At 37.1% G+C, this 23,898-nt stretch carries 15 protein-coding genes; 3 read left to right on the top strand and 12 right to left on the bottom strand.

Annotated elements, in window-relative coordinates; all coding sequences use genetic code 11:
- Positions 1–53 precede the first annotated feature (53 nt).
- From uvrA to AC06G9_RS00465, 7 genes are all read right to left on the bottom strand, one after another.
- Positions 54–2,855, bottom strand: coding sequence for an excinuclease ABC subunit UvrA (gene uvrA, locus AC06G9_RS00495; protein WP_045754667.1), 2,802 nt, complete (start codon positions 2,853–2,855; stop codon positions 54–56).
- 127 nt (positions 2,856–2,982) lie between these two features.
- Positions 2,983–4,680, bottom strand: a complete 1,698-nt coding sequence (locus AC06G9_RS00490; RefSeq protein WP_480957327.1) for a GMC oxidoreductase — start codon at positions 4,678–4,680, stop codon at positions 2,983–2,985.
- Positions 4,681–4,946: 266 nt separating this feature from the next.
- Positions 4,947–6,551, bottom strand: coding sequence for a M20/M25/M40 family metallo-hydrolase (locus tag AC06G9_RS00485; protein WP_480957326.1), 1,605 nt, complete (start codon positions 6,549–6,551; stop codon positions 4,947–4,949).
- 367 nt (positions 6,552–6,918) lie between these two features.
- A complete protein-coding gene (gene typA, locus AC06G9_RS00480; protein ID WP_045754744.1) occupies positions 6,919–8,718 on the bottom strand; it encodes a translational GTPase TypA in 1,800 nt (599 codons plus the stop codon).
- Between the two features lie 78 nt (positions 8,719–8,796).
- Positions 8,797–9,987: a glycine C-acetyltransferase gene (kbl, locus tag AC06G9_RS00475; protein WP_480957325.1), complete on the bottom strand. Its 1,191-nt coding sequence runs from the start codon at positions 9,985–9,987 to the stop codon at positions 8,797–8,799.
- A 116-nt stretch (positions 9,988–10,103) separates the two neighbouring features.
- Entirely contained in the window at positions 10,104–11,351 is a 1,248-nt protein-coding gene (locus AC06G9_RS00470) for an ABC transporter permease (RefSeq protein WP_045754746.1), read from the bottom strand.
- A 135-nt stretch (positions 11,352–11,486) separates the two neighbouring features.
- A complete protein-coding gene (locus AC06G9_RS00465; protein WP_045754747.1) occupies positions 11,487–11,915 on the bottom strand; it encodes a DUF2147 domain-containing protein in 429 nt (142 codons plus the stop codon).
- 201 nt (positions 11,916–12,116) lie between these two features.
- On the opposite strand from AC06G9_RS00465, the gene AC06G9_RS00460 reads away from it, so the two are divergent.
- The gene (locus AC06G9_RS00460) at positions 12,117–12,464 is read left to right on the top strand and encodes a phage holin family protein (RefSeq protein ID WP_480957324.1); all 348 of its coding nucleotides are present in this window, start codon (positions 12,117–12,119) and stop codon (positions 12,462–12,464) included.
- Positions 12,465–12,637: 173 nt separating this feature from the next.
- Here AC06G9_RS00460 and AC06G9_RS00455 read toward each other — a convergent pair whose 3' ends face one another.
- A complete protein-coding gene (locus tag AC06G9_RS00455; protein WP_480957323.1) occupies positions 12,638–14,119 on the bottom strand; it encodes a SusD/RagB family nutrient-binding outer membrane lipoprotein in 1,482 nt (493 codons plus the stop codon).
- Between the two features lie 40 nt (positions 14,120–14,159).
- Positions 14,160–17,207 (bottom strand): SusC/RagA family TonB-linked outer membrane protein, encoded by a 3,048-nt coding sequence (locus tag AC06G9_RS00450; RefSeq protein WP_480957322.1) that lies wholly within the window; start codon positions 17,205–17,207, stop codon positions 14,160–14,162.
- Between the two features lie 218 nt (positions 17,208–17,425).
- On the opposite strand from AC06G9_RS00450, the gene AC06G9_RS00445 reads away from it, so the two are divergent.
- Complete coding sequence (locus AC06G9_RS00445; RefSeq protein WP_293928802.1) at positions 17,426–18,271, top strand: helix-turn-helix domain-containing protein; 846 nt, start codon at positions 17,426–17,428, stop codon at positions 18,269–18,271.
- A 122-nt stretch (positions 18,272–18,393) separates the two neighbouring features.
- On the opposite strand, the gene nagB is transcribed toward AC06G9_RS00445, so the two are convergent.
- Together nagB and AC06G9_RS00435 are read right to left on the bottom strand one after the other, a co-directional pair.
- A complete protein-coding gene (gene nagB / locus AC06G9_RS00440) occupies positions 18,394–20,313 on the bottom strand; it encodes a glucosamine-6-phosphate deaminase (protein WP_045754751.1) in 1,920 nt (639 codons plus the stop codon).
- Positions 20,314–20,454: 141 nt separating this feature from the next.
- Positions 20,455–21,603 carry a methionine aminotransferase gene (locus AC06G9_RS00435; protein WP_480957321.1) on the bottom strand — a complete coding sequence of 383 codons (1,149 nt, stop codon included), beginning with the start codon at positions 21,601–21,603 and terminating at the stop codon, positions 20,455–20,457.
- Between the two features lie 138 nt (positions 21,604–21,741).
- Here AC06G9_RS00435 and AC06G9_RS00430 point away from each other — a divergent pair, with 138 nt between their 5' ends.
- Positions 21,742–22,422, top strand: coding sequence for a peroxiredoxin family protein (locus tag AC06G9_RS00430; protein WP_094771854.1), 681 nt, complete (start codon positions 21,742–21,744; stop codon positions 22,420–22,422).
- 71 nt (positions 22,423–22,493) lie between these two features.
- Here AC06G9_RS00430 and radA read toward each other — a convergent pair whose 3' ends face one another.
- Positions 22,494–23,879: a DNA repair protein RadA gene (radA, locus tag AC06G9_RS00425; protein WP_045754754.1), complete on the bottom strand. Its 1,386-nt coding sequence runs from the start codon at positions 23,877–23,879 to the stop codon at positions 22,494–22,496.
- Between the last annotated feature and the right edge of the window lie 19 nt (positions 23,880–23,898).

Below are 23,898 nucleotides of genomic sequence, written 5' to 3'. Positions count from 1 at the left end.
ATTAACATTTTTTTAATCATGTCTTTTATTTTGTTTAGGCTATAAATGTAAAATTAATTCGTTAAATGCGTTTGCAAATATTGCCCTGTATAAGAATCTTTACATTTGACCAAGTCTTCTGGTAGTCCTGCAAAAACTAATTTTCCTCCTTTATCACCACCTTCTGGACCGATATCAATAACCCAATCTGCGGATTTAATCATATCCATATTATGTTCGATAACCAAAATACTATTCCCCAGATTAATCAATGCCTCAAACGATTTCAATAGTTTTTTGATATCATGAAAATGAAGACCTGTTGTCGGTTCATCAAATATGAAGAGTGTTTTCTTGCTGTTGTTTCCTTTAATCAAAAACGACGCTAATTTGATCCGCTGTGCCTCACCTCCAGATAACGTACTGGAAGATTGTCCCAATTTTACATAGCCAAGACCAACATCTTGTAGAGGTTGTAGTTTGGATAAGATCTTAGGTTGATCGGAGAAGAATACAATAGCCTCATCGACACTTAATGCTAAAATGTCCGAGACAGATTTACTTTTATATTGAACATCAAGCACATGCTGTTTAAAACGTTTTCCATCACAAGCCTCACATGGCAATACAATGTCTGCCATAAACTGCATCTCGATCTTCACCTCGCCTTCACCTTGACATACATCACAACGACCACCTTCTACGTTAAATGAAAATGCAGCAGGTTTCAGACCTTCAGCTTTCGCAGCTGGTAAATTTGAATATAAGGCTCTGACCTCATCCCATGCCTTCACGTACGTAACCGGGTTGGATCTAGAGGAACGACCGATCGGATTTTGATCGACCATTTCTATTTGTTCTACCTGCTCGATATCACCTTCAATACCGTCATAGACACCTGTTTGCTCACCAGAATAGTTTCCGATCGCTTTCTGTAAAGCCGGATATAAGATTCTTTTTACTAAAGATGTTTTTCCAGAACCTGAAACACCAGTAACAACAGTAAAATTGTTCAAAGGAAAAGTAACATCGATGCCTTGTAGATTATTTTCATGTGCACCTTTAACAGTAATGGAATTATTCCAAGACCGTCTTTTGGTAGGAATAGTGATGTTTTCCTGACCACTGAGATACTTTCCGGTTAAACTTCTTTTATCTTTAAGGATCTCATTATAGTGCCCCGCAAAAACCAATTCTCCACCATTCACTCCCGCTTCCGGACCGATATCAATCAAATAATCGGCTGCTTCCATCATTTCTTGCTCATGCTCCACTACAATAACGGTATTTCCAATATCACGTAGTGATTTCAATACCCCAATAAGCCTTTGTGTGTCGCGTGGATGTAAACCAATACTTGGCTCATCCAATACGTAGATCGAGCCGACTAATGAACTCCCTAATGAAGTGGCTAAGTTGATCCGTTGAGATTCACCTCCGGAAAGCGAATTAGAAAGACGGTTGAGCGTCAGATAACTTAAACCAACATCACATAAAAACTGCAACCTACTTTCAATTTCTGACAACAAGCGTTTCGCAATCAAAAGGTCATTTCCTTTAAGTTCTAATCTTTGAAAGAATTCCAAAGCTTTATCCAAAGGCATCAAAACGATATCCGTGATGGACTGATCGCCAACTTTAACATAAGTAGCATCATGACGGAGACGCGAACCATGGCACTCGGGACAGTCTGTTTTACCACGATACCGTGATAACATGACGCGATATTGAATCTTATAAGTCTGCTCTTCGAGTTCTTTGAAAAATTGATTTAAACCCGCAAAATATTTATTTCCTGTCCAAAGAATTTTCTTTTGTGCTGCTGTTAGATCGGAATAGGAACGATGTATCGGGAAGTCAAATTTTAAAGAAACTTTGATCAATGCTTGCAGCCATTCTCCCATCTTCTCACCTCTCCAAGGTGCGATTGCACCATCGTATACGGATCGGCTTTTATCAGGGATAACGAGATCTGGATCAATACCAATAACCTTACCGTAACCTTCACAACGACGACAGGCCCCATATGGGTTATTGAAACTAAAGAAATTGGCGGTTGGTTCTTCAAATAAAATACCATCCAATTCAAAGCGATCGGAGAAATGATGCAATTCACCTTCGACATCAATTGAACAATTTCCTTTTCCTTCAAATAAAGCCGTCTGAATGGAATCTGAAAGGCGGTTTAACGTATCATCATCCGATTCGATGCGAACACGGTCTGTAACAATCTCGATCTCTCCTTCTTTAATACTTTTATTTTCGACCTTCTTATTGTCGATAATACTCTCTATTTTCTGCAATTCACCTTGATACTTGATCCTCACAAAACCCTTTTGCAATAATAAAGAGAGCTCTTCTTTCAATTTCCGATCATTGGTCGGTATTAAAGGTGCATAAATCGTAATGGAAGTTCCTTCTTCTAAAGAAGTAGCAAAATCAACAATACTCGAAACCGTATCTTTTGTCACGAGTTGTCCGGATACGGGAGAATAGGTCTTCCCGATACGTGCATATAATAGTTTCAGATAATCGTAGATTTCTGTCGAGGTACCGACGGTAGAACGTGGATTGCTGGTAATCACCCGTTGTTCGATTGCAATCGCTGGAGCAATACCTTTGATGTAGTCTACTTCAGGTTTGTTCATCCTTCCCATAAACTGGCGGGCATAAGACGATAGACTCTCGACATAACGACGCTGTCCCTCTGCATACAAAGTATCAAAAGCTAAAGAAGATTTTCCCGAGCCTGACATACCTGTTATAACAACCAGCTTATTTTTGGGGATATCGACATCAATATTCTTTAAATTATTGACTTTTGCCCCTTTTATTTGAATATAATTTTTCGGACTATTATCCTGTGTCTTCGCCATTTATAAATTCCAATCTAATTTGTTTCAATCTGACATACAGATAAAAACAAAAATAAGGATTTAAAAATCCTTATTAATAATATGGACTAAGAAAAGCCCAATATTTTACAAATTCTTAATAAAAAAGTTATTTTATAATTCCTTTTTTCATTTGTTCAACCGCATAATTGACTGCTCTTGCAGTTAATGCCATGTAAGTCAATGATGGATTTTGGGTACCTGTCGACACCATAGAGGCTCCGTCGGTCACAAAAACATTAGGACATTGATGCATTTGGTTCCATTTATTTAAAATGGAGGTTTTAGGATTCAAACCCATCCTCGCTCCTCCCATTTCATGGATATCCAGCCCAGGGTTCTGGCCACTGTCATGAGTCAAGATATCTTTTGCTCCGCAAGCCTCTAACATTTCTGCTCCCTGTTGAAAGAAATCATCCCGGGATTTAAAATCATTTTCAGCATATGCTATTGCCGTAATAACCTGTGGGATGCCATATTTATCTGTTTTATCAAGACTTAATCGGATATGGTTTTTTTCTTGTGGAATAGTCTCGCCCTGCATCATCATACCAATTTTCCATCCTCCCAAAGTGCATAACTCATCTTTAAAAGCTCCTCCCACTTGATCTTCTAATTCAACGGCAGAGGATCGACCTCGATGCGCACCGAAAAATGAAGCATATCCTCGTAAAAAATCCATCTCCTGTCTTGCAACATTTCTAAAATTAGGTATGATCGGTTGTGTTGGTCTTCTTCCATAATAATAGCTGTCCTCAAAACCTTCAAAAGTAGCACTAAGTGATCCTAAATAGTTGTGGAAAGCAATATATTTACCCAAAATACCACTATCATTACCAATTCCCTGAGGAAATCTTTTCGAAGTAGAGTTCAACAAAATTTGGTTTGTTGCTATCGTAGAAGCATTTACAAAGATTACTTTAGCATAAAATTCTAGACTTTTATTGGTTTCGGAATCGATGACGCGAACTCCCACTGCTTTCCCTAACTGATCATCATAAATTACAGAATCAACAACAGAATGGGGTCTTAGCGTAAGATTACCTGTTTTCTGAGCCCAAGGTAAGGTTGATGCATTGGAACTAAAATATCCACCAAAAGGACAACCTCGCTGACAGAGATTTCGAGCTTGACATGATGTTCGACCTTGATCGATATGTATCTGTTTTGGTTTGGTGAGATGGGCACATCTTCCGGCAATGACGTAACGGTCAGAATATTTATTTTGGATGTTTCGCTGAATCTCTAATTCCACTTGATTCATCTCCCATGCTGCCAAAAAATCACCGTCTGGCATCGCATCAATTCCATCTAAATTACCTGAAATTCCGACAAATTTCTCCACATAACTATACCAAGGTGCTATATCGGCATAGCGAATAGGCCAATCGACAGCAAAACCATCCCTCGCTGGACCTTCAAAATCATATGCCGACCATCTTTGTGTTTGCTTGGCCCAAGTTAACGATTTACCACCTACTTGATAACCTCTTATCCAATCAAAAGGCTTCTCCTGAATGTAAGGTTGTTCATCATCAGAAGTGAAAAAATGCTTCGCATCTTCTTTGTAAGCATAACATTTTGACGCGATTGGATTTTTTTCTCTTTCTTTTAACGGCAATTGATTGGTATGCTCTAATTGCCAAGGATCCATATAAGCGGTAGGGTAATCTTTAATATGTTTGACGTCTCTCCCCCGTTCCAACACTAATGTTTTTAACCCTTTTTCACAGAATTCCTTTGCAGCCCATCCTCCAGAAATTCCAGAGCCAATTACAATAGCATCAAAATAATTATTTTTTTTCATTTATAAATTTAGGTTGTGGTTGATTTTAAAGGTATATAATCTCTACACTATATCCTAAACAAATCCAAATCTAATGAATAAATATAAATCTGTAAATCACTATAATCTATAAAAAATTCTGTCGCAGTAAAAACTTGTAAGTAATACGCCGTTTATATTTCAAGAGAAGATCGTATGATCATGCTCTGTAATGTAATATTATAAAAAATTTAAATCAGAGGTTTTAATTTTTTTTTATTTAATATGGTCCTAATATGTTGCATTACCTAATACCCAACTCCAGTTCTCCTTGGCTGCCTAATAGGCGGCCATACACCCGGTTTGCCGTCACGTCCTACAGGAAGCACACGTTGTTCACGATTGACCAATTGAGGCTCTTCTGAAGCTTTATAAGTCATCACAGCAGTCAGAATAACATTATACTTCAGATCATCAAATACTAATTTATCATAGGTATCCAAATTGGTATGCCAAGTATTACTGAAATAACCCCAAGATAAAGAGCTCAACATAAATGCAGGAACTCCTGCAGCGACAAATGAAGAGTGATCAGATCCGCCTCCGCCTGGAGATCCAGGAAATTCAGTTTTAATATCTTTGGTAACCGCGTTTGGTACAGCTGCCATCCAACGCGACATAAAGTCATAGGCGTGCACAAAACCAGAGCCGTTGATTCGCTCTACACGACCGGTACCATTATCCAGATTGAAAACTGCCTGCGTATTTTCTACGATTTCAGGATTGTCCAATACAAATGAACGAGAACCATTCAATCCTTGTTCTTCACTTCCCCATAAACCGATTAAAATAGTTCGCTTGGGATTAGGTAAGATTTTTTTTAAAATACGCGCCACTTCCATCATAGCAATAGTTCCAGTTCCATTATCTGTAGCACCAGAGCCACCCTCCCAAGAATCAAGATGCGCAGAAAGGATTACATATTCATTTGGAAACTCAGTTCCTTTAATTTCAGCAATGGTATTAAAGGAGGGCACATTTCCCAAATCTTTTGAAGCTGTTTCAACACTGATCTTGGGTTTAATTCCCTTTTCAGCAAGACGGTATAACATGCCATAATCTTCTAATGAGATATCCAAAGAAGGAACTTTATAGGATCTGGCACCAAATATTTTGTTAGCACCAAATTCTTTTGACCAATTGCTGGTCAGTATTCCTGCTGCCCCTGCCTCTTCTAATAGGGAAGGAATAGTATTAGCTGATACACCAGAAGCTTGAATACGATTATTCCACACTACAGTTAAAGAATCTCGAGATCTGTTCATCTTTTCAATAGATTCCTTTGTGCCAAACTCAGCCCAATTATGATCTGGACGACCAGTAGGTTGGGGCATTGAAATCATCACAAACTTTCCCTTAACAGCAGGCAACCAATTTCGAAATGATATAGAATCCTTGACATCTGGTATAGCAATTACTTCCCCTTGTACCGTTTTACCCTTTGTACTAGGGCTCCACGCTAACTGTGTCCCTGCTAGTGACTTCACTCTTGGAGTTACCATATCAATGTGCGAAATACCTCGTTCCCATCCCCTCCATTCTCCAAACTTTTGATTCTTAGCGGAGATACCCCAGCTTTCAAATTTTGCCAATGCCCATTCATTAGCACGGGTCATACCAGGTGTACCCACTAATCGCGGCCCCACCACATCCAACAGTTCAAAAGCAAGTGATTCTAATTGCGAATGATCATTGGCTTCGGTAACAATTTTTTGTACAATAGGCTCTAACACCTGCTTATCTTGTTGAAAACGGCCTTGGGAAAATCCATTTTCCACCAGTACAAAGCTTAAAACTAAGGCACAACCTAAGACTCTTTTTGATAAAATATATGTGAAATTACTTCTTTTCATAAAAATTTATTGTGTAGGTTTTATTTAATACGGTTTAATAAAAATCGAAATTTATATTGACAATAGCTAGTTTGCATTCATATTATTACAAAAGCATTAACCATACCCAATACATCAATTTTCCAAAATGTTGAAACAACGATGAAACGGATTTAGCATGATCTCCATATTTTATGGATAAAAAAAGATGATCATAAAAGATCATCTTTGCACTATAATTGGTGAAAATAGGCTAATTAATTTATTGCTAAAAAACTACCATTATACTTGCCCCCATCATGATAAATGCCTAAGCAGACTGAGGAATTACAAAAAAAAAGCCTCCGATAAATCGGAGGCTTCCTAATATTTAGATTCTAATATGTTATTAGAATTTTTTGTTCACTTTACGTTCACCTTCAGTTAAGTAAATCTTACGTAAACGGATAGATTGAGGAGTAACCTCGATATACTCGTCACCTTGGATATACTCCATTGATTCTTCTAAAGAGAATTTGATCGCTGGTGCAATACGAGTGTTATCATCTGTACCAGATGCACGCATGTTAGTCAATTGTTTCGCTTTAACGATATTGATTGTTAAATCGTTATCACGGATATGCTCTCCTAAGATTTGTCCTTCATAGATATCCACTCCTGGATCAACGAAGAATTTACCACGATCTTGCAATTTATCGATCGAGTAAGCTGTTGTAGTACCTTTATCTAAAGAGATCAATACACCATGTTGACGTCCAGGGATTGTACCTTTCCAAGGCTCGTAACCTTTCAAACGGTGCGCCATAACAGCTTCACCAGCAGTAGCAGTCAATACGTTGTTACGTAAACCGATGATACCACGAGAAGGGATCTCGAACTCTAAGTGTTGCATTTCACCTTTAGTCTCCATAATCAATAACTCACCTTTACGTTGTGTTACCAATTCAATTACTTTACCAGAAACTTCAGCAGGAACATCAACGACCAATACTTCAATTGGCTCACATTTCTTACCGTCAATTTCTTTCAAGATAACTTGTGGTTGACCTACTTGCAATTCATAACCTTCGCGACGCATTGTTTCGATCAATACAGATAAATGGAGAATACCACGTCCATATACTAACCAAGCATCAGGAGAATCAGTAGGAACTACGCGTAACGCTAAGTTTTTCTCTAATTCTTTTTGTAAACGATCATGGATGTGACGAGAAGTAACTAATTTACCTTCTTTACCAAAGAAAGGAGAGTTATTAATCGTGAACAACATGTTCATCGTAGGCTCATCGATATGAATAACCTCTAATTGCTCTGGGTTTTCAAAATCAGCAATTGTATCACCGATATCAAAACCTTCGATACCAACTACAGCACAGATATCACCACAAGCAACTTCAGTAACACGACGACGACCTAATCCTTCAAATGTATGTAACTCTTTCACACGAGATTTTACGATTTTACCATCGCGTTTCATCAGTGAAATAGGTTGATTTTCTTTGATTGTTCCACGTGCAACACGACCAATAGCAATACGACCTACGAAAGTAGAGTAATCTAACGATGTGATTTGCATTTGTAACGTTCCTTCATAAAAAGGAGATGGTGGGAAGTGAGAGATGATTGCATCTAATAATTCAGATACATCTTCTTTTGGCTCTTTCCAATCTGTTGACATCCAACCATTTTTAGAAGAACCGTATAATACTGGAAATGCCAATTGCTCTTCAGTAGCATCTAAGCTAAAGAATAAATCAAATACATTCTCATATACTTCTTCAGGACGACAGTTTTCTTTATCAACTTTATTGACAACAACTAAAGGCTTCAAACCCAATGCTAAAGCTTTTTGTGTAACGAAACGTGTTTGAGGCATAGGGCCTTCAAAAGCATCTACTAATAACACAACACCATCAGCCATTTTCAAGACACGCTCAACCTCACCACCGAAATCGGCGTGACCAGGAGTGTCAATAACGTTGATTTTTACACCTTTGTATTGAACAGAAACGTTTTTAGCAACGATTGTAATACCGCGTTCACGCTCTAGATCATTGTTATCTAGAATTAAATCACCTGTACCATCATTATCTCTAAAAAGATTTGTGAAGTGTAAGATTTTGTCTACCAACGTAGTTTTACCGTGATCGACGTGAGCGATAATCGCTATATTTCTAATATTTTGCATCCAGCAAGTAAATTTGTTTTAAATTCAGGGTGCAAAGATAAGTATTTTGCACCATAAATTCATATAACTATGTGTATTTTATTTGATTACACCTAAATCTTTTCCAACTTTCGTGAATGCAGCTATTGCTTTATCCAAATGACTAAGCTCATGACCTGCTGAAATTTGGACACGAATGCGCGCTTTTCCTTGTGGAACCACTGGGTAATAGAAACCAATTACATAAATTCCTTCAGCCAGCATTCTTGTTGCAAATTCTTGAGCCAATTTTGCATCATACAACATTACAGGGACAATAGGATGGAATCCAGGCTTAATATCAAAACCTGCTGCTGTCATTTTTTCACGGAAATATACCGTATTTGATTCTAATTTATCACGTAAGTCTGTCGTCTCGCTCAACATATCCAATACCGCTACAGAAGCTCCCGCGATCGCTGGTGCTAATGTATTAGAAAATAAATAGGGACGAGAACGCTGACGCAACATATCAATGATTTCTTTACGACCAGATGTAAAACCACCAGATGCTCCACCCAATGCTTTACCCAATGTTCCAGTAATGATATCAACGCGATCAATTACATGGTATAATTCATGAGTTCCACGGCCTGTTTTTCCAACAAAACCAGTACAATGTGATTCATCGATCATCACCAATGCTTCGTACTTATCTGCGAGATCACAGATGTGATCTAAGGGCGCTACTGATCCATCCATAGAAAAGGCACCATCAGTCACAATAATACGATGACGTGCTCCAGAAGCAGCTTGTAATTGCGCTTCCAAATCTGCCATATCTGCATTTTTATAACGGAAACGCTGTGCTTTACATAAACGAACACCATCAATGATTGAAGCATGATTCAATTCATCAGAAATAATCGCATCTTCAGCTCCAAATAATGGCTCAAAAACACCGCCATTAGCATCAAATGCCGCTGCATATAAAATGGTATCTTCTGTTCCTAAAAATTGAGAAATTTTTGCCTCCAACTCTTTGTGAATATCCTGTGTTCCACAAATGAAACGTACTGAAGACATACCATAGCCATGTGAATCAATTGCTCTTTTTGCAGCTTCTGTCACTTTGGGATGTGATGATAATCCTAAATAGTTATTTGCACAAAAATTGATGACATCTTCACCAGTGCTCACTTTAATATCAGCACCTTGGGGCGTAGTAATTACGCGTTCTTCTTTATACAAACCAGCTTCTTTGATAGCTGCTAATTCTTTCTGCAACGCAGGTTGAAGAGTTTTATACATAATAATTCAAAATTTTATACAATAATAAGATTTTAAAAGAGTATTTACTCCACGTATAAATGAAGTTTATGTTATTAATGCCTCAATAGCATGTGAAACCGTTTGCACAAATTTCACTATTCATAACGCAAAGCTTCCACAGGATCTAATTTTGATGCTTTAGAAGCGGGATAATAACCTGAGAGCATTCCAACAAGGATACAGACAGTAAAACCTAATATAATCCAGTTCCATGGAACAATAAAAGAAGCCCCTAATTGTAATGCCAAGACATTCCCTATGACGATACCCAACAGAATACCTGCTGCTCCACCGATCAGGCAGATGACGACCGCTTCGATTAAAAATTGTTTTCGTATCACAGAGGGTGTAGCTCCAATTGCTTTACGGATACCGATCTCACGTGTGCGCTCAGTAACAGATACCAACATAATATTCATCAAACCAATGGAGGCACCTATTAATGTAATCAATGCAATAACTACCGCTCCCATCGTTACAATCACCATATTTTGCAATAAAATCTGGGCAACTGCGTCTGATTTCGTGATCTCAAAATCGGATGCCTGTTTGGCTGTCAATCCTCTAATATTTCGAAAAGCAATGGTCGCCTCTCCGACAGCAGCTTCCAACCGAATAGGATCATTGGCCGATACCGTAATGGTATAAGAAGGGTTCTGACCACCCATTACTGTCCTTGCTTTTAGCAAAGGAATAAGACAGGCTTTATCGGCACCCATGCCTGCACTAGACCCCTTACTTTTCAATACCCCGATCACCTGGTAGCGAACGCCACCGATCGTCATAAATTCTCCGATGGGGTTGATTGTTCCTTTAAATAATTTTTGATAGATCTCGTCACCAATCATGACGACGGAGCTACCATTATAAACCTCACGATTAGTGAAATTACGACCTAATGCGACACTATATCCAGATGTTTTTAGGTAGGATTCATCTGAACCGATCACACCAATATTAGGATTTGTTTTTTCTGATTTATATTTTGCTGTTGCAGCCCAAGAAACATTGACGCTAATCGAAGTAACCGCATCAAATTTAAATGCCTCTTTAAAACTGGCAGCTTCACGATAGGTAATGGAAGAGTATACCTTTGACTGCTCCCCACTATTACCGATCCGTACATTTAAACCACGGTTTCGGATATTGAAGGAGTTAGAGCCCATTGAAGAAAAAGAATCTGTCAGCGAGGACTTAATGGCGTCTATGGATGTAAGCACGCCAATCAGAGCAGTGATACCGATCGCAATAATGAGTGCCGTCAAAAATGTCCGCAGCTTATTGCTTACAATAGATTGCAAAGCAAGCTTTATATTCTCTGAATAGGACATCTTAACAGCCATAGCAATTGTATTGTTAGTATTTAGATTGCTGAAATTACTGCTATTAAATTAATTATACAATGTTTTTAAAAAATTAAGACCTCAAAAAAGAAAAGCGCCCTTAAAAAGTGACGCTTTTCTTTTTTACCTAAAGTATTAATTAATCTTTTTCCAAGTTTCTGTCCGCCCAAATAAGCTCACCCCAACATAACCACGTATATCGAGCTTATCTGCTCCTTGTAGTGTCATCTTACAGCTATATGTTTTTCCAGATTTTGGATCATAGATTTTACCATCCACAAAAGAATTTCCGTCTTTCGAAAAATTAGTTAAGATTTCCAATCCTTGAATCTGTCTACTTTGTAAGCTTTTTTCAGGATTTTTCACATCCTTTTTGAGATTTCCATGAGCATCATTAGGTTCCTTCAACCAATATAGTTTACCATAATACTTATCACCTTTTTTATAGATTTCGATTCTTCCTTCCCCACTAGGGTTTTGCCATTTACCAATAATAGGATCAGATTGGGCAAAAATTGCTACTGATGTAAAGACCATCATGAGCATCATAATTATTTTTTTCATACTGTCTATATTATAATTGTTTATGTGAATTTACGAAAAATATATTATGCCTGCATAACATAATGAAATTAAATATGATCAGCCTAATATTAGGAAAACATTTTTATAAACTACAATCAATAATCATGATATCCTATTGTTTCTTATTTGGCACCGCATTTGTTATAAATTTGTCAGGAATTAACTAAAATTATAACTATCATGAAATTCATTATTAGCCTACTTATTACAGGTGTAGTGATTGCAATAGCAGCCTACATTTCACCGGGAGTACATGTTGCTAGCTTTCTTTGGGCTATCATTACAGGTCTTGTTATTGGATTTGTTAATGCAACAGTTGGTTCTATTTTAAGATTGTTCACCTTTCCATTAAATTGGTTGACTTTGGGTCTGGTTTCTTTTATCATTACTGTTCTTATGATTTTATTAACCGATTCCCTATTAGGTTCCAAATTTGATGTGTCAGGTTTTTGGACAGCAGCACTCTTTGCTATTGTTGTAGCTGTACTTGAAATGATCATCGGAAATATTTTCCCAAGTAAAAGCTGATTAGAAATTAAATGTTTTCAACATACAAAAAGCCAATCGTAATCGATTGGCTTTTTGTATTCATATAGGAAGTATTTCATTTTTTATTTAATCTCCCCCATCTGGAAGGTAACATCACCCGATCACGATCTCTCCGGCTATTCATTAGGAAAGTATTTTTTAATCAGAAATACTTAATTCGCGTCCCACCATACCCTATTGGTCAAAACTCCATTGTCTCCCTGGCTCACTACATTTTGGTTATTCGTATTGATCTCTGTTTCAGGATACATAAAACGCAATGGATACCCATTAGGTACTGGAGAAGACACGGAGTTAGGAAAGTTAGGATATCCCAGTCTTCTAAAATCATTCCATGATTGAATGTTATTAATATTATTTAAGGATAACCATTTCTGTGTAATAATACGCTCGATCTTGTTCGTAGCAGACGCATAATTCACATTAGTCAGATTGATATAAGATTGTATATTATAATGAGTAACATTGAATAAATAATTAAACGATGCTTGTATACCACTTTGATACAACTGACTTGCTATACCTGTTATCCAATCTCTTTCAACCGCTTCTGCACGTAAGAAATTAGATTCTGCCAACGAGATTAAAACAATAGACTGATTGAAAGATTTAATGATTCCAGCGGGTTGATTTCCATTTTCATTTGGTCCTTTTAAAGCTGAAGTATTAACTGCTGCATATTCATCTTTTATCATATTTTCACCGAAAATAACCCCTTTAAAATCTCCATTTATGCTCACATAATTTTGCCCCAATCGCGGATCATTGAACTCTTTATATTTTCCAATAAGATATTGACTAGGACGTATATTCGCATAATTAGCTACAGCCACTCCAGAATTATTACGATAGTAGGTTTCGTAAAATGGATTTATCTTCGAAGCTGTATTCAAGAAACCTGGATTTACACTAGCATCTTCTTCTAAAAAACCAGAACCTTCCTGTACAATTTTAGCGATTTCCTCAGTAATATAGGATGCTTGACTAGCAACTTCAGACTGTCTTAACAACGCTCTTAATTTCAGCGTATTTCCAAATTTTGCCCATTTCGTTTTATTCCCTTTGAATAATACATCATCATTTGCCGGAAGCAAAGACGCAACTTTAATGGATTCTATACCTTGAGTAATCAGATCTATAGATTTTTTGTACACATCTTTTCCAGATTCATAGCTTGGGTGCAAAATCGCAGATCCTTTTAAGGCATCCTCATAAGGCACATTATTATAGAAATCAACAAGGATAAAGAAGTGGTAGCCCATCATAATCTTGGCTATTCCTGAATAAAATTGAGCATCTTCTATTTCCGCTTGTTCTAATATTTCTTTATAATAAAACAGATTATTATATGTCGATTCCCAAACGGCTAATCCATCACGAGTATCTCTAATGGCTGGACCATTATACATTTTAAGAGATCCGAAAGAACTAATTCCTTCATTTGAAGTACCCCAATATCCTCCCCAAAGACCACCGATCAGGTTTAATTGAGTAGCTTCATAGGCAGCTGATGTCACCAATGCCGCAGGAAGTTTGGCATTCAAACTTAAGTTTTCCTTAATTGGTGAATTCGGATTAACATTTACATCTAAAAAATCTTTGCAAGAGGTCGATGCGAATAATAAAAAACTCATCAACCCTATCTTTATCATGTTGTATTTCATTATCGTATTTTTAAAAAGTCATATTAATATTGAATCCCATTGATCGCGAAGTTGGGATTTGTCTAAAACTAGAATAACCGTCCGTTTGATTATACAGTGCTTCGGGATCACCAATTTTATTGGAAGAATGTCTAATGATGAACAAGTTGTTACCAACAAAACCTATACTTGCTTTTTTAAACAATTTTTGTCCTGCTAAAAACTTTGCTGGCAAATCATATCCAACATAAAGCTCTCTTAATTTCAAATAGTCAGCTTTCGCAGCAGTAGTTGTCTGGATATTTCCATAAGCAGTCCACCAAGCTTTGTCACCTTTTGAATATACATCGGTATTGTCCACAATACTTCCATCAGCAAGGCGAATCATCGAATTAGGCATGATAAACGGTTGTCTATCATATTTCACCGTCTCTATATGTGTTCCAGCCGCATACATTCTTGGAAATACTTCTGAGTACATCCAGCTTCCTAATCTTGAATCTATTTGAAAACCTAGAGTAAATGACTGATAAGACAGTTTTGTGGAAAAACCAAAAAGATATGGAGGAACCATCGTACCCAATACAACCTCTTCATCTGAAGGAATAACGTTTCCATCCTTATCTAGCACTATTTTACCATCTTCTTTCAAAAAGTCGGTCATGCGAAGTGTTGGATACTGATGATCCTTTAGAGCATATGCTTGTCTAAAGATGTTAAATTCATCCCCTGCAAATAGATTTTTGGCTTTAGTATCTGTGTAACTAAAATTAAAGCCTAAATCTAACTTCAATTTATCATTTTTAATTACAGTTCCATTGATCATAACTTCGAGAGTTTTATTGATCATTTGTCCTGCATTGACTATGGTAGAATTAAAACCTGTTGCACTTGATATGCCCGCATTAAAAATCTGTCCATCAGAATCGGAATGTGCATAAGCAATATCAGTACTTAATCTATTATTAAAGAATCCAAGTTGAAGTCCGACTTCATAAGACTTTACAAACTCGGGTTTAATTAACAAATTAGGTTCTGAAAGAGAAGGCGTAAATCCAACCAAACTTCCATAGGGAAATCCTGCAGTCTGACTATAGGTTAGATTTAATCTATAAGGATCCAATGTAACGTTGCCCGTCTTATTGTAAGATGAATAAACTCGTCCATAATTTAATACCCTGTTATTCTTCAGACTTTCGATTGCATCTGTAAACACAAAAGAAGAACTTATCCCTGGTGAGAAGTAACTATTATTATTGGGATCGAGAACAGAAACTTTATCATTTCTTCCTGTCAAAGTCAAAAACAAATAATTTTTATAACCCGCGGTAAACTCTCCATATGTTGCCAATGAACGGTATTTTGTTATTGTAGAACCTCCAGTTAACTCTCCAGTTCTAGACCCCTGATTATAGATATCTTCAAACAATAAGTTGGATGCACTTACATTTATCTGTTTTCTGTCGTCCATTCTGACATTTTGACCAACCAATAATTTAGTAGAGAAGTCACCAAAATCCTTATGGAAATTCAATATCAAATCATTATTGAATCTTGTAAATCCAGAATGGGTATCATTCACAGATCCATTGATATTCCTTGTTGCTACGCTTGATGTTAATTTCCGATTTGTCACACGTCCTGGCTCAGACTGGAAATAGAGACCTGTTCTGTAAGTTGCATCAAACCAATCTGCAAATTCATAATTAAATTCTAATTTTGAGTTTAAAGTATGTTGATCCGATGTATTTCTATTATTATCAGCCATGAAAATTGGGTTTCTCGTACTTGCAACTGGGTTGTACCAATTTAAGGGGTGATTTGGAGAACTTGGATCTTCCCAATTTCTAGCGTCTTTATAATCGATGTTTGCAGGCTGAGTATAAGCAGAAAGCCAAGGACCGTCACTTGTTGTATTGTTCTTGAAAAATACATAATTTACATTAAACGATGTATTCAGTCTACTAAAACGACGAGAACCATTAAATCGAGCTCCGGTACGACTGGATTTATCCCCAGGAATAATTCCCTTTATACGAACATCCTGTAAGGACATAAAATATGAACTTTCAGTATCACCACCAGAAAACGATAGATCATTTTGGATTGTAATACCGGTATCAAAAAATCCTAAACGATTATCTTTACTAGGCACTTCATATCGCTTAGTCGGTTGTACACCATTAATTGGAAGACCAAAATCCCGCACTTCACCATTAAATTTATCACCCCAAGATTCATTAGCAACAGGACTATAAATTCCATTCTGTCCTTGACCAAATGTCACTTGAGCTGGTGGCAATAAGAACACGTTGGAGAAAGTTGTGCTATTGCTAAAATTAATTTGACCTCTATCAGATTTTCCCGATTTTGTTGTGATCATAATAGCGCCATTAACACCTTCAGATCCATAAAGTGCAGCAGCATTTGCTCCTTTAAGGACAGTGATATCCTGTATATCATTAGGATTTATGCGAGTTATATCCGGTAGTGGAACACCATCAACCACATATAAAGGGTCATTTTTTGACCGGTTTAAAGAACGTGTACCTCTTAGTCTAATCTGAATTCCCGGATCAGTTTTGCCCGTTGTAAGATCTGTAGCGTTTATACGCAATCCAGCAACCTTACTTGACAATGCTAACAATGGATTCACAACCTTTCCTAAATTAAGATCTTCATTATTGACAGTCTGTGCAGATGTACCCAACTCTCTTGATTGCCTTTTAATCCCAAGTGCTCCTGTAACAACCACTTCCGAGAGCAATGTATTATCCTTCATCAGGTAAATAACTCGATTTGACCAATCTTTATCAATAAAAATTTCTGTTGGCAAATATCCTACATGCGATACAATCAATTTTTGTCCTTGATGTGCAAGAATCCGAAAAGTACCTTGAGAACCAGTAATCACAGCTCCTGATCGATCATTTCCTTTAACCGAAACAGATACACCTCTTATCGGTTCGTCAGTTTGCTGCTCCAAAACACGTCCGACCAATGTAACATGAGTCTGCGCACACAATTCCGACGAATAAGTTATTAGGAGCAGTAAAATTGAAAAGTAATATTTTATCATCCTTGACTTTTTTAGTTAATACATGTAAAAATTTATATCTTTGACTTTAGAACGAGTCTAAATAAACGATTGTAAAATTAGATTAATTATAAATAGTGGAGTTACGATATCCGAAAAAGAAGCTTAACAATCCGAAATTAACTGATCATAATTTTAATAAACGCACCATAAATCAAGTGAACGGAATAATCTTCTTATACAGTCATATAAATTATGAAGTGAATTTTTTAGCTTTAAGCGATAATTTTTCACGAATCAAAACGGAGAAGAACAGTTCTATTCTTATCATTTCAATTGCTAAAAATAGTACTGTTATCCTGGGTCAACAGGAGGTTGAACTTAAAGAACAACATTCTTGTTTTTATTATTCGCAGGGTGCAGATCTCTATCTGATCGCGCAAGAAAAAGACGCTAAGGTTTTTATATTGACTTTTAAAACTGGATTTCTGCAGCACAGTGAGATTGAGCTCGATCATCAACAAAAGATAGAACAAAGCTTTCGATCTTCATCTATATTAAGAACGTTTAATGCCCCATCGCTATATAGCACCGCGATGGACCTGATCAACTCGCAATTTCCAGATGCTCTTATACCGACATTTTACAAAGCCAAATCCCTGAACATATTCTGTAAACTAGTTGCATATTTAGAGTTATTATCTGAACCCGGAAATATTCGATTGAGAGTGATCGATATGGAAAAAATAAAAGTCGCCAAAGAATTGATTGAGTCCAATTTGAATCAGAACTTCACGATTCCTCAATTGGCCAGAACTGTCGGCACCAATGAACAATATCTCAAAAAGCATTTTAAGCAATTTTATGGTAAGACTGTATTCAATTTTATTGTCGAATGCAAAATGCATAAGGCTAAACAAATGATTAAAGAAAGAGATCTTAAGATTAGTGCGATCAGTCAGCAGTTGGGTTACAAGCATGCCACCCATTTTACAACAGCTTTTAAAAAATTCTTTGGCTACACACCCAATGCATTAAGATATTTATTTGTAGTTTTCATAGAAAATTATGCGGCAACTAAAGATATTGCCAGCATCTTAATTTAACACAAAATCGTCCTATTAATAAATTAAGATATTTTAATTCTATTGCTTAATAGCACCAAAAAAAACAGTCGATCCTTAAAATTGAGTTTTTAAGGATCGACTGCTTATAGATATAAATCTAATTAGAATTCCCATCTTACGAAAGCCTCGATTGCTTCGTAGTTTGCAAGTCCCAATTGATCATATAATTCTGCTGTTTCACTTGTACGGTCTTCTGCACGTACCCAAAATTCGCGAGGATCATCTCCAGGGAAAACTGGAAGATCTTTTTGAGACTGATGTTTAAAAATCGCTAAACGTTTACGATACACCTCTTGTGGAGATAAAGGTACAGCCATTTCGATTTCATGGATAGGATATTCATGCCAAGCTCCGCGGTATAACCATAACCAACAATCTTTTGTCCACTCATCAGTAGCTTTTAAGCGTCTCAATGCTTCATAAAGAATGTTAAAACAAACTTTATGTGTACCATGTGGGTCTGCAAAGTCACCAGCAGCAAATACTTGATGTGGTTTTACTTGACGTAGCAACTCCATGGTTTGTTGGATATCATCTTCAAAAGAAACATCCTTAGAAAACTTCTGTCTATCGTAGAATGGCAAATCTTGGAAATGAATATTGGCATCTGGTAGACCTACAAAACGAGCTCCAGCAATAGCCTCACCTTTACGAATTAAAGCTTTTATTTTGCGAACAATCTCTGTATCAATTTGATTAGGCTTTTTAGTAGCAAAAATATCGCGGCTTTCTTTATACAAAGCAGCAATTTTAGATGCATCAATACCCATCTCTTTTGCAAAATCTTCTGCAAACTCCAAATAACGAATCACATCATCATCCCAAACAGCAGTATTACCACATGTTTGATACGCAACGTGTACATCATGACCTTGATCCGCTAGACGGATAAAGGTACCACCCATAGAGATCACATCGTCATCTGGATGGGGTGAAAAAACAATTGATGTTTTCTTTGCAGGATTAGCACGTTCAGGTCTTTGCGAATCATCAACATTAGGTTTTCCTCCTGGCCAGCCCGTGATGGTATGCTGTAATTCATTGAAAATGCGAATATTGATATTATAAGCAGGACCTGTTTGAGTCACTAACTTAGCCATACCATGATTGTTATAATCCTCTTCTGTTAATTTCAGGATCGGCTTTTTCACTTCTAAAGATAACCAAACGACTGCTTTTTTTACTAAAACAGGAGTCCACTCAATATCTTCTGCTAACCAAGGCAAATCAAATCTTGTTAACAAAGAAGCCGAATCTGTATCTAAAATGAATTCAACATGATCGGATAATTGCAAGTAAGTTGCGGGAATTTCTGATGAAATTTCACCTTCCACAGCTTTCTTGATGATTTCAGCCTTGTTGCCACTCCAAGCCATTAAAATAATTTCTCTAGCTTTGAAAATAGTACCAACACCCATCGTAATTGCCTTACGTGGTACATTCTCTTTACCTCCAAAATCACGAGAAGCATCACGACGTGTTAAATCATCTAAAGTAACAACACGTGTACCCGAGTTAGGAGCAGATCCCGGTTCATTGAAACCAATGTGACCTGTTCGTCCAATTCCTAAAATTTGAATATCTAAACCACCTAAATCAGTAATCTTTTGCTCATATGCCTCGCATGCTGCATTGATGAGGTCGGTTGCTAATGTTCCATCAGGAATATTGATATTTGATCGCTCAATGTCAACGTGATCAAATAAATTTTTATTCATGAAGGTCACATAGCTTTGTGCTGCATCCGGTTGCATAGGGTAGTACTCATCTAAGTTAAATGTGATCACATTTTTAAAACTTAGACCTTCCTCTTGATGTAAACGTATTAATTCAGCATAAACTTTAACGGGTGTTGCACCAGTAGCAAGACCTAAAATTGCATTTTCGCCATTTTTTTGCTTATTACGGATAATATCCGCAATTCGCTTTGCAACAACTTTGGAAGCTGTGCTTGGGTCAGGATACACACTTACAGGAACTTTTTCAAAGCGTGTTGCTTCCAATAAATTTAATCTAGCCATTATTAGAATATAGTATTGATAGGGTGAATTACAAATTTATAAAATATTGTAGCTTATCCACCATTTTTTGTAAGATTTTAAAACGTTTATAGCAAAAATGCAAATGCACACGATTGCTAAAACGTTTATATCTTCATTCCTCTAGATATTATTAAGTAAGTCAATTGCTTGTGTGAGTGTTTCTGTTCTTTTAGCAAAACAAATTCTCAAAATATATTGATCCAAATCCGATGTATAAAAAGCAGAAATAGGGATCAGTGCAACTTTGTTTTCAACCACCAATCTTTCGGCATAAGTTAAGTCATGCTCAGATGAAATAGCACCATAGTCAACATTTATAAAATAGGTTCCTTCACTCGGTAAAACAGTAAATTTTGAATTTGCTATACCCTTTACCAAGTAATTCCTCTTCTCTTCAAAAAAATGACCCAAATTTAAATAGCGATTCGTTTCTTCCAGATACTTAGCAAGTGCCATTTGCACTGCCCCATTGACACTGAATACATTATATTGATGAATTTTTCTGAATTCTCGTGTTAACTCGACAGGCGCAATGCAGTAACCTACTTTCCAGCCCGTAACATGAAATAATTTCCCAAATGACGCGATCACAAAACTTCTTTCCCGCAATACTGGATAAGCCACTAAAGAAATTGGCGCTCTACCGTCAAATACAAGATGTTCATATACCTCATCACTTAAAATAAATGCATTAGATGAAGTAACAATAGCTGTCAAAGCATCAATATCAGCTCGTTGTAGCTGCCTACCAGTCGGATTATTCGGATTATTAATAATGATCAATTTCGTTTTGCCATTGACTAAACTCTTCACATAATCCCAGTCGATCGCAAAATCTGGCGCCAACAGGGTTATGGGAATTACCTTCCCTCCAAATAATTTAACCGTTGGAGCATAGCAGTCGTAGGCAGGTTCAAAAATCAGTACTTCATCACCTATGTTCACAACCGTAGCAATAGCCGTAAAAATAGCTTGTGTCCCCCCTGATGTAACTGTTATCTCATCATTAACATCGACATGCACCTGATGTGTATTCCAAACTTTTTCTGCTATTTTTTCACGTAACGGTAAAACGCCAGGCATTAGCGCATATTGATTAAATCCTGTATGCATATAAGTGTGTACCAAATCAATCAAATCAGGGTCAGTATCGTAATCAGGAAATCCTTGTGCCAAATTTAATGCCCCATATTGTTGTGCTAATGCAGACATTTTACTAAATATGGTCGTACCCACCTCAGGAAGCTTAGATTGAAATTTTGAATTCATAGCTAGTTAGAATAAAATGCTAAAAATAATATTTTGCAACAATTAATAGACAATTGTAAAATAAATGTATAAAAATATAATATAATCTACCTAATTAATAGATTATATTATATTTGTAATCTAAATTCGTAAATAACAATGAAAAAAATATTTTTATATTTCCTTTTCTGCTTACCATTATTGGTTGTCGCTCAAAAAAAGGAACTCACGAAAGCGGATTACATTGCCCGCGTCAAAGCAAATCCTGATTCCGTTTCCTCATTAATTGATTTGAGAAGAGTTGGTGGTTATACTCCCGAGTATGCAGAATTACAGAATCTGTATAATACACTAGGTAAAAAGGTAAAAAACTCCAAGGATGGCAAAGAGTTTAAAGCATATCTAAAAGCGCTGTCTACGGTAGAAATAGGCAAACAAGCGCCAGCATTCACGCAAAATGATACCACAGGCAATCCCGTGAGCTTATCTGACTTTAAAGGTCAATATGTGCTGTTGGACTTTTGGGCATCTTGGTGTCCAGATTGTCGAGTAGAAAGTCCTGATCTAGTTAAAACGTATGCGGCCTTTAAAGACAAAAATTTTGAGATTTTAGGAATATCCTTTGATAGAGATCGAAACTCGTGGATCAAAGCTATCCATACCGATCAATTACATTGGAAGCATGTCTCCGACTTACAACGTTGGCAAAATAATGTAGGGACATTGTATGGGGTCAAATCTATTCCACAAAATGTTTTAATAGACCCTACAGGAAAAATTATTGCACGAAATCTCCATGGAGAAGACTTAAACAACAAATTGAAAGAAGTACTAAAGTAATTTTGATCTATAACATACAAAGGAGCGCTTATGAAGTGCTCCTTTGTATGTTATAACCATATCTCCTGTTCTTATCCAAACAAGGCTCTAAATACATCTTCTAATGTTGCCACAGGGCGAATCGCGATATTATACTTTTTAGGATCCAATCCTTTGGTATTAAACTTCGATATAAAAATACCTTCAAATCCCAGTTTCTCAGCCTCAGCAATGCGTTGCTCGATGCGATTTACGGCACGAATTTCTCCTGAAAGCCCCACTTCTCCCGCAAATGTGATATTCGTTTTTACAGCAATATCCTGTTGTGATGAAATAATAGCAACGATCACAGCCAAATCTATGGCAGGGTCTTCCACACGCAATCCGCCAGCAATATTTAAGAAAACGTCTTGCGCGCTCAACCTAAAACCAAAGCGCTTTTCCAGTACAGCAAGCAACATACTCAATCTTTTGGTATCAAATCCAGTAGAGGTACGCTGTGGGTTTCCAAATGCAGAATTACTGACCAATGCTTGCACTTCGATCATCATAGGGCGTGCACCCTCTAACATGGCCGCAATAGAAACCCCACTAACCGGAGCATCTCGTTGCGAAATCATGATTTCAGAAGGATTAGAAACCTCTCGCAGTCCCGATCCTTGCATTTCATATATCCCTAGTTCGGAGGCAGAACCAAAACGATTTTTCACGGCTCGCAAAATCCGGTATACATGATGTCGATCACCTTCAAATTGCAATACCGTATCGACCATATGTTCCAATACTTTGGGACCTGCGATAGAACCATCTTTAGTAATATGACCAACAATCAAAACAGGCGTACTTGTTTCTTTTGCAAAACGCAGCAACTCAGCAGTACATTCTCGCACTTGAGATACCGACCCGGGGGCAGATTCAATTTGAGAAGAATGTAGCGTCTGAATGGAGTCGATCACAATCACATCGGGCTGTACTACCTCAATCTGTTTAAAGATATTCTGAGTAGAAGTTTCCGTTAAGATATAGCAATTTGCATTTGATGATTGTGACAACCGTTCAGCCCGCATTTTGATCTGTTGCTCACTTTCCTCTCCAGAAATATATAAGGTCTTCACCTGTGGAATAGATAACGCGAGTTGCAACATTAAAGTCGATTTACCGATACCCGGCTCCCCTCCGATCAAGACCAAAGACCCCGGAACAATCCCTCCTCCAAGCACACGGTTAAATTCTTGATCAGGTGTTAAGATACGGGATTCATCTTGATACACGATCTCGTGGATAACGGCAGCTTTATTTGCGCGTTTAGGTGAGGATGTCACCGAAGTACTCCGCCATTCTGGAACTTTTGAACCTGATTTCTCGACAACTTCCTCCACTAAAGAATTCCATTGTTTACATGAAGGACATTGTCCCAGCCATTTTGCAGATTCAAATCCACAACTTTGACAGAAATATGCTGATTTTGTTTTAGCCATTGTACGAATTTACCATTTT

This window comes from Sphingobacterium sp. MAE (assembly GCF_056711605.1).
Note: the sequence above shows the minus strand (reverse complement) of the source record. Positions and strands in the feature narration are given on the sequence as shown.